This window comes from Flavonifractor plautii ATCC 29863, from assembly GCF_000239295.1.
Taxonomy (GTDB): domain Bacteria; phylum Bacillota; class Clostridia; order Oscillospirales; family Oscillospiraceae; genus Flavonifractor; species Flavonifractor plautii.
Window position 1 is genome coordinate 3926 of sequence record NZ_JH417809.1, and the last position, 8575, is coordinate 12500.

8 protein-coding genes are annotated in these 8575 nt (G+C 62.0%); 6 read left to right on the top strand and 2 right to left on the bottom strand.

Features of this window, described 5'->3' with window-relative positions:
• Positions 1 to 50: 50 nt before the first annotated feature.
• Positions 51 to 1295: a BMP family ABC transporter substrate-binding protein gene (locus HMPREF0372_RS12525; RefSeq protein WP_007493026.1), complete on the bottom strand. Its 1245-nt coding sequence runs from the start codon at positions 1293 to 1295 to the stop codon at positions 51 to 53.
• A 338-nt stretch (positions 1296 to 1633) separates the two neighbouring features.
• Complete coding sequence (locus HMPREF0372_RS12530) at positions 1634 to 2206, bottom strand: xanthine phosphoribosyltransferase (RefSeq protein WP_007493028.1); 573 nt, start codon at positions 2204 to 2206, stop codon at positions 1634 to 1636.
• 221 nt (positions 2207 to 2427) lie between these two features.
• Between HMPREF0372_RS12530 and HMPREF0372_RS12535 the strand changes: the two genes are divergently transcribed.
• The 6 genes from HMPREF0372_RS12535 (at position 2428) to HMPREF0372_RS12560 (ending at position 8516) form a co-directional block, all read left to right on the top strand.
• Positions 2428 to 4089 carry an S-layer homology domain-containing protein gene (locus HMPREF0372_RS12535; protein WP_007493032.1) on the top strand — a complete coding sequence of 554 codons (1662 nt, stop codon included), beginning with the start codon at positions 2428 to 2430 and terminating at the stop codon, positions 4087 to 4089.
• Between the two features lie 32 nt (positions 4090 to 4121).
• The gene (locus tag HMPREF0372_RS12540) at positions 4122 to 4976 is read left to right on the top strand and encodes a YitT family protein (RefSeq protein WP_007493034.1); all 855 of its coding nucleotides are present in this window, start codon (positions 4122 to 4124) and stop codon (positions 4974 to 4976) included.
• Between the two features lie 304 nt (positions 4977 to 5280).
• Positions 5281 to 6084 (top strand): ParB/RepB/Spo0J family partition protein, encoded by an 804-nt coding sequence (locus HMPREF0372_RS12545; RefSeq protein ID WP_007493036.1) that lies wholly within the window; start codon positions 5281 to 5283, stop codon positions 6082 to 6084.
• Between the two features lie 186 nt (positions 6085 to 6270).
• Complete coding sequence (locus tag HMPREF0372_RS12550) at positions 6271 to 7056, top strand: ParA family protein (RefSeq protein WP_007493038.1); 786 nt, start codon at positions 6271 to 6273, stop codon at positions 7054 to 7056.
• 3 nt (positions 7057 to 7059) lie between these two features.
• Positions 7060 to 7956, top strand: coding sequence for a ParB/RepB/Spo0J family partition protein (locus HMPREF0372_RS12555; RefSeq protein ID WP_007493040.1), 897 nt, complete (start codon positions 7060 to 7062; stop codon positions 7954 to 7956).
• Entirely contained in the window at positions 7953 to 8516 is a 564-nt protein-coding gene (locus HMPREF0372_RS12560; RefSeq protein WP_007493042.1) for a hypothetical protein, read from the top strand. The genes HMPREF0372_RS12555 and HMPREF0372_RS12560 overlap by 4 nt, the downstream gene beginning before the upstream one ends.
• Positions 8517 to 8575 lie beyond the last annotated feature (59 nt).

Below are 8575 nucleotides of genomic sequence, written 5' to 3' on the forward strand. Positions count from 1 at the left end.
TCCCTACACGACGCTCTTCCGATCTCTTTGCTTCCGGTTTGATCTTTTGTTTACTCCTCGGTGATGCCGTCGATGACGTAGCAGAACTGAGGCGCGGACAGGCCGCCCTCCTGGCTCAGGTCGGATTCGGGGAAGAACTCGCCCTCCCCGATGCTCCACACCTCGCCGTCAGGATTCTGGGCCGGGTGGCCGGACAGGGGGCCGGCGAACACGTGCAGGCCGCCCGCCAGATCGGCCTCCGCCTTTTCCAGCGCCTCTTCAGTGCCGGGGGCGGCAATGGCGGTGTTCAGCTCGGTCAGCTTGACGGAGCCGTCGGCGTAGCCGGCCGTCCAGTCCTGGTCAAAGCTCTCACCGTTGGCCACGGCGGAGATGGCATAGACGAAATAGGGCGTCCAGTCCACGCGGCAGGAGATGAGGCTGGCCTCGGGGGCCACGCCGGTCATGTCGTTGTTGTAGCCGCAGTGGAACACGCCGGCGTCCTGGGCGGAGGTGGCGGGGGTGGTGTTGTCGGAGTGCTGGGAAATGAGCACGCAGCCCTCGTCGGCCAGGGCGGAGGCGGCGGCGGCCTCCTGGGGCGCGTCGGACCAGGAGTTGACGTACTTGACCTTCATGGTGACAGAGGGACACACGCTCTTGGCGCCCTGGTAGAAGGCGGTGTAGCCGGAAACCACCTCAGCAAAGGGGAAAGCGGCCACGTAGCCAATGACAGCCTCCTCGGCGGTGATGGTGCCCTCGTCGATCATCTGCTGCAGCTTCATGCCGCCGGCCACGCCGGCCAGGTAGCGGCCCTCGTAGATGTTGGCGAAGGCGTTGTGGGTGTTGTCCAGATCGTCCACGGCAGAGGCCTGGTTGGTACAGGAGATGAACTCGATTTCGGGGTAGTCGGGGGCCACCTTCAGCATAAAGGGCTCGAAGCCGTAGGAGTTGTTGATGATAATATCACATCCATCCTCGGCCAGCTCGATGTTGGCGTCCTCGCAGCCGGAGTCCTCCAGGATATTTTTCTTGTAGCTCCACTCCACGGTAATGCCCTGCTCGGCCAACTGGGCGGTGGCCTCCTCCACGGCCTTCATAAAGTTATAGGTATAACCCTGGTCGTTCTCGTCGCCGATGCAAACCATGCCCACCTTGACGGTTTTACCCTCGGCGGAGGGCTCACCAGTGCCGTCAGTCACCGGGGTGGTCTCCCCGCCGGCCGGGGTGTTGGCGGAGCCCTCGTCCCCGCTGTTGCCGCAGGCGGCCAGTCCAACAGACATAGCGCCCGCCAGGAGCAGTGCAAGCAGTCTCTTTTTCATCGTTTAAGTTCCTCCTTAATTGTGTCTCTCAATCAATCGGGTCCTCTATTCAAAACGGCTGCCTGAACACGGGGGGCACTCCCCCCTGCTCACCGACGGGCGCCATACGCGCCGAACGCCAAAATCATCCGCTCATCACGGAGGGACGTCCTCCGCCTGCGGCAGCCGGTCTTGCTGTGTAAAACAGGAGCCCGGAGGCTCCCCGACGAACCGTAAGACCTCGGTTCATCCGGCGGAGGCGCCCGCCTCCGCTTTTCTCTTCGCTTTCTTTCCCCCGCCCTCCCGGCGGGCGGCCACAAGGGCCGCCCCTACGGGATGCGGCGGCTGGAGCTGTGGGCTCAGCAGAACTCCACGCCGCCCTCCACGCTCATGGCTTTGATGCGGGCCAGGGACTCCACCCGGACTCCCATACCGCGGATCAGGTCGCCGCCGGGCTGGAATGCCTTCTCCACACAGATGCCCGCACCCACCAGGGTGGCGCCGGCATCCTGCACCAGGTTGATGAGGCCCTGCAGGGCCGAGCCGTTGGCTAAAAAGTCGTCGATGAGCAGTACCCGGTCCTCGGGGTGCAGAAACTCCTTGGACACGATGATGTCGTACACCTTGCCGTGGGTAAAGGACTCCACCTTGGAGGTGTAGACGTCGCCGGCGATGTTGCGGGTCTTGTTCTTCTTGGCAAAGATCACCGGACAATCAAAAAACTGCGCGGTTACACATGCGATCCCGATCCCCGATGCCTCGATGGTCAAAATCTTGGTAACCCCGCAGTCCCCAAACAAGCGCAGGAACTCCTTGCCCATTTCCTGGAACAGCTTCACGTCCATCTGATGATTCAGAAAGCTGTCCACCTTCAGCACGCCGCCTTCACGGATTTTCCCGTGGGTCCGAATGCGCTCCTCCAGCAGTTTCATTATGTCCCTCTCCTTACTCCACAAGAAAAAGTTATTTCTATTGTATCGAATTTGACAGACAACTGCAACTGCCTATATTCTATCAAAAAAGATTGCTTTCGTCACCTGTTTTTAGAAATTTTGTACGGAGGTTCTCCCCGCCTTCCGGTTTTTTCATTGTGCTTTTGCGCCGGGTTTGGTACAATGCTGTTGATCGCTTTTGAGCAAGGAGGTTTATTGTTATGAAACACCGTTTCTGTGCGGCAGCCCTGGCCGCCGTTTTGCTTTTGAGCGCCGCACCCCTCTCCCCCGCGGCCAGCGCCGCATTTTCCGACGCGGAGGGCACCTGGGCCGCAGAGGTCATCGAAAAGGCGGAGGGCTATGGCCTGATGAACGGCTACCCCGACGGCACCTTCGGCGTGGGGAAGGAGCTCACACGGGGCGAGTTTGTGGCCGTGCTCTGCCGCATGTTCGGCTGGGATGCCGCCTCCCCGGGCGCGCCCTCGTTTTCCGACTGCCCCGCCTCTCACTGGGCCTACTCCTATGTGGAGACCGCCCTGGCCCACGGCGTGATGGACGCCGGCGGCGCTTTCCGTCCGGAGGACTATATCAGCCGGGAGGAGATGGCGGTCATGCTGGTGCGGGCCCTGGGCTACGGCACGCTGGCCCAGTCCCTGTCCGGGCTGGAGCTGCCCTTTGACGACATCACGGACAACCGGGGGTACATCGCCATCGCCTATGACATCGGCATGATCACCGGCGTGGCCGGGGCGGGCGGCCAGCTCAAGTTCCTGCCCCGCGACTCCGCCACCCGGGAGGAGGCCGCCGCCATGCTGGTGCGGGTGTACGAGCGGTACACCTCCAAGCTGGACTGGCTCCATGGCTTTTACGCCTTCTCCTCCTATTCCCAGATTGATCTCACCGCCTCCATGGACGCGGTGAGCGTAGGCTGGGCCCGGATGGAGTACGACCCCGCCGCCGGGCCCGTCCTCAACTCCTCCCGCACCAACGGCAACGACTGGGTGCGCCCCGACGATCCCACCCCCGCCACCGATTACTGGGATGCCCGCAGCCTCCCCTACAACTTAAATGTATATGCCTCAGCGGGCGATTCCATCCCCCTCTCCGACGGCACCACCACCTCCACGGTGGCGGCGGTGACCGGCACGCCCGAGGCCCGGGCCCAGGCCGTGGCCGCGTTGACTGCCGCCAGCGCGGACTACGCGGGCCTGACCATCGACTTTGAGGGCCTGAAGGGGGATACCATAAAACAGAATTATGTAACCTTTCTAAAAGAGCTGGACGCCGCCCTGCCCCAGGGGAAAACCCTCTATGTCTGCGTCCAGCCCGACACCTGGTACACCGGCTTTGACTACCGGGGCATTGGCGAGGCCGCCGACAAGGTGATCCTCATGGCCCACGACTACCAGTGGACCTCCGTCCCCGACTCCTATGCAGGCACTACCAACACCGACTCCCCCGTCACCCCCTTCGCCAGCGTGTACGAGGCTCTGCGTGATCTTACCGACCCGGCCACCGGCGTGGCCGACCGGAGCAAGCTGGCCCTGCAGATCTCCTTTGGCTCGGCGGGCTTCCACGTGGACGGAGAGGACCGCCTGCTGGAGACCACTATCTACCACCCCGCCCCCTCCACCCTGGCTCTGCGCCTGGCCCAGCCCGACACCCAGGTGGTCTACTCGGAGGAATTCCGCAATCCCTGCGCCCTCTACACTACCGAGGACGGCAGCCGTTACAAGGTCTGGTACGAGAACGAGCAGAGCGTGCTGGACAAGGTGGCGCTGGCCCGGATGTTCGGCATCACAGGAGTCTCCCTGTGGCGCATCGGCAACATTCCGGCGGACGGTGCCTACGACGTGTGGAGCGCTCTGCTGACCCAGCGCTGACCCGCTTACCATCTACTTAGGAAGTGAAACGGATGACCAACCGCAAGGAACTGCTGCGCGAATTCCTGCTGATGAACCTGGGCACCCTGCTGGTGTCGGTGGGGGTCTACTTTTTCAAATTTCCCAACCATTTTTCCATGGGCGGCGTGTCCGGCCTGGCGGTGCTGCTGGGAAAGCTGCTGCCCCAGCTCTCCCCCTCTACCTTCAACACCATCATCAATGTGCTCTTTTTGGTGCTGGGCTTTGTAATGCTCAACAGGGGCTTCGGCGCCCGGACGGTCTACTGTTCCATTCTCTCCGCCGGGCTCATTCAGCTCTTTGAGTGGGCGTTTCCCATGGACCGCCCTCTCACCGACCAGCTCATGCTGGAGCTGTTCTTCGCGGTGATCCTCCCCGCCCTGGGCTCCGCCATCCTTTTCAACATAGACGCCTCCTCCGGCGGCACCGATATCGCCGCCATGATTCTCAAAAAATACACCGGCCTGGACGTAGGGCGTGCCCTGCTCCTCTCCGACGTGGTTATCGCGGCGGCCGCCCTCTTTGTCTTTGACATCACGGCGGGACTGTGCTCCCTGCTGGGCCTGGCCCTCAAGTCGGTGCTGGTGGACAGCGCCATTGAGTCCTTCAACCGGCGCAAGGCCTTTTTCGTCATCTCCTACGACCCGGAGCATGTGTGCGACTATATTACCCATACCCTGGGCCGGGGCGCCACCGTATGGCAGGCCCAGGGCGCTTATACCCACGCAGAGCACCACGTGGTGCTCACCGTCCTCACCAGGGGGCAGGCCGTGCTTCTGCGCCGCTACCTGAAAAAGATTGATCCCCATGCTTTTCTGATTGTAGCCAACTCCAGTGAAATCTTTGGAAAGGGCTTCTTACAGCCCTGATTCTCCGCCCGCCCGGACCTAAATGCCGGGCGGGCTTTTTTGCTGTGCAGGAGCAGAGCAAAATTAGCCCTGTGCCGCTTAACAGCGGCACGGCCATGGGATGACAGCGCGTGGGTCGGTACGGCCCACATACGCAACCACTTCATGCGCCTGAGCCTTTGCGTCGTTTCGCGGTACGCCCTGTGCGCACGAAGCTTTCTGTCATTTTGGAAAATATTTCCCAATCGACGGCATTCGGCTTTTTTTGCGCCAAAATATGGTAATATATGGTTAGTCAATATTCTACCGCAAAGGAGGCTTTCCGATGTCCTTACTGCGTCGAAAAGGACTGTTTGAGAGCACCAAAGTGCTGTTTCTCCCCATTGCCGCCATTTCCCCCAATCCGGACCAGCCCCGCACCTGCTTTTCCCGGGAGGGCCTGGAGGAGCTGGCCGCCAGCATTCAGGAGCTTGGCGTACTCCAGCCTCTGTCCGTCCGCCGGTCCAAGAACGGCGGCTACGAGCTGATTTCCGGGGAGCGCCGCCTGCGGGCCTCCCGCATGGCCGGTCTCACCGAGGTGCCCTGCATTCTGGTCAGCGTGGACAGCCAGGGCTCTTCTTTGCTGGCCCTGGTGGAGAACCTTCAGCGGCGGGATCTCAACTTTGTGGAGGAGGCCACCGCTCTGGCCAAGCTGATCGAGACCTACCATCTGTCTCAGGAGGAGGCGGCCCGCCGCATCGGCAAGTCCCAGTCAGCGGTGGCCAACAAGCTGCGCCTGCTCCGCCTCCCGCCTGATGTCCTCACTCTGCTGCGGGAGCGCGGCTGCACCGAGCGCCACGCCCGGGCGCTGCTCCGCCTGGAGGAGCCGGAGCTCCAGCGCATGGCCGCCCGGCATGTGGCAGAGCAGGGGCTTACTGTGGCCCGGACGGAGGAGTATGTGGAAGCCCTGCTTCATCCGGCAGACAAGCCCGCCCGCAAAAAACCAACCTTTGTAATTAAGGATGTGCGGCTGTTTCTCAACACCGTGACTCGGGGACTGTCCATGATGAAGAGCGCGGGCGTACAGGCCAACTGCAAGCGCCAGGAGACGGAGGACTCCATCTTGCTGACCATCACTATTCCCAAGTAGAGGCGCGCCGTACGCGGAGGCCATGGCGGTTTTTCTGAAAGGATGGGGCTGTTTCACGTGAAACAGCTCCATCCTCTTTTTTTTCCTGTTTCACGTGAAACAGTGCGAATTTCAGTTGAATTACGTCTACCGCCGCTATATAATAGAACCTGACCCTTTGCAACGACCCAAAAAGGCAGGTGTGCTATGGCAAAGACCATTGCGATTGTGAATCAAAAGGGCGGCGTGGGAAAGACTACCACCTGTGTCAACCTGGCGGCGGCTCTAAAAAATCAGGGCTGCCGGGTGCTGGTGTGCGATTTTGACCCCCAGGCCAACACCACTTCCGGCTTCGGCGTAGACAAGACCACCTCGCCCAACATCTATGACGTGCTTCTCAACGGGACGGAGACCGCCAAGGCCATCTCCTCCACCTCCTACGGCGATGTGCTCCCCTCCAACAAGGCGCTGGCGGGGGCCACCATTGAGATGATCGCCCTGGAGCAGCGGGAGTACCGACTGAAAAACGCCTTGGAGCAGGTGGCGGAACACTATGACTACATCTTCATTGACTGTCCACCCTCTCTGGAACTGCTGACCCTGAACGCCCTGTGCGCAGCGGATACCGTGCTGGTACCGGTGCAATGTGAGTACTACGCCCTGGAGGGGCTCAGCGACCTTCTCTCCACCATTCGCATTGTCAAGCGATCCCTCAACCCCAAAATTGCCCTGGAGGGGGTGGTACTCACCATGTACGACGGCCGTACCAATCTCTCCATGCAGGTGGCGGAGGAGGTCAAACGCCACTTCCCCGGCCAGGTGTACGCCACGGTGATCCCCCGTAACGTCCGCCTGTCCGAGGCCCCCAGCTTTGGCAAGCCGGTATCCGCCTATGACGCCCTCTCCCGGGGCGCGGAGGCCTACGATGCCCTGGCCCAGGAGCTGCTGGAGGACAATCAATACGCCGTCACCCGTGTGGAAAGGAAGGATTGACCTATGGCATTGGAACGCGGCCTGGGCAAGGGCCTGGGCGCACTGCTGGGGGACGCCGCCCTCCAGTCCCAGGAGGGGGGCTCCCTCTCCCTCCCCATCTCCCAGGTGGAACCGGGGCTCAAGCAGCCCCGGAAGCGGTTTGACGAGGAAAGCCTCCAGGATTTGGCCGACTCTATCCGCATCCACGGGATCATTCAACCCCTCACCGTCCGCCGGCTCTCGTCGGGCTACTACCAGATCATCGCCGGGGAGCGCCGCTGGCGGGCCGCCAAGCTGGCGGGCCTGAGCGAAATCCCCGCCGTCATCATCGAGGCCGACGACCGCAAGGTGATGGAGCTCGGCCTCATTGAGAACCTCCAGCGGGAGGATCTGAACCCGATTGAAGAGGCCAACGGCTACAAGGTGCTCATGAGCGAATACGGTCTCACCCAGGAGGAGGTGGCCCAGCGGGTGGGCAAGTCCCGCCCCGCCGTTGCCAACGCCCTGCGGCTGCTGACCCTTCCCGACCCGGTACACCTGCTGCTGGAGGAGGGCAAGCTCTCCGCCGGCCACGCCAGGGCCATCCTGGCCGTGCCCAGCGGGGAGCTACAGAAAAAGCTGGCGCAGAAGGTCATTGCGGAGGAGCTCTCCGTCCGGCAGACCGAAGCTCTGACCAAGCGGTTGACTGCGGAACCCAGAGAAGCTGCGGAGCCCAAGTCCGCCGCCGGCCCTGACCTGTCCATTTATCTGCGGGAGGCGGAAAAGACCCTGGCTACCCGCTTTGGCCGCAAGGTTCACATCATCAACGGCCGGAAAAAGGGAAAAATTGAGCTGGAATACTACAATCCAGAGGACTTGAACACTCTGCTGGAGCTGCTGGAGCAGCTTCCCTCCGCCGGGAAAGGAGGGGTTTCCCTTTGAGCACTGATTCCGACAAGCAGGAGCGCAGCCGCCTCCAGCACGAGGCGGAGCATGAGCGGCCCCACAAGCGCAGCTCGGTGCTGCTCTATCTGGTCATCCTCTTTGCAGCGGCTTTTCTCCTGCTGCTGATGTCCTACTTCATGCAGCAGCGGGCCAACCAGGAGGCCATGGACAAGCTGGAGCAGACCTCCGACTCGGCCACCCAGTCCCTGGAGAACATTCTCCAGGAAAACGAAACCCTCAAGGTGGAAAACGAGGCCCTGAGCCAGCAGGTGGCCCAGCTCCAGGAAGCGCTGGAGGACGCGGAAAGCGCCTCCGACGGCGAGGCCGCCCTGGTGCAGCTGGAGGCGCTCTGCTATTTGAACCAAATTCGCGCCCTATACAACGACGGGCGCTACTCCGATGCCCGGGATGCGGCGGCCGCCGCCGAGGCCGCTCTGGCTGGAGCGGGCGGCATGGAGGGGGTACTGGGTACGGTGGCCGATGGGCTCACCGGCCAGCAGCGACAGGACTACAACCCCCTGGAGGCCTACCAGTCCCTCATGGAGTGGCTGGGCTGATTGTTTCACGTGAAACGGCGTCGGGACAAAGTCCGCTCCATTTCATCCGGCGCTGTGCG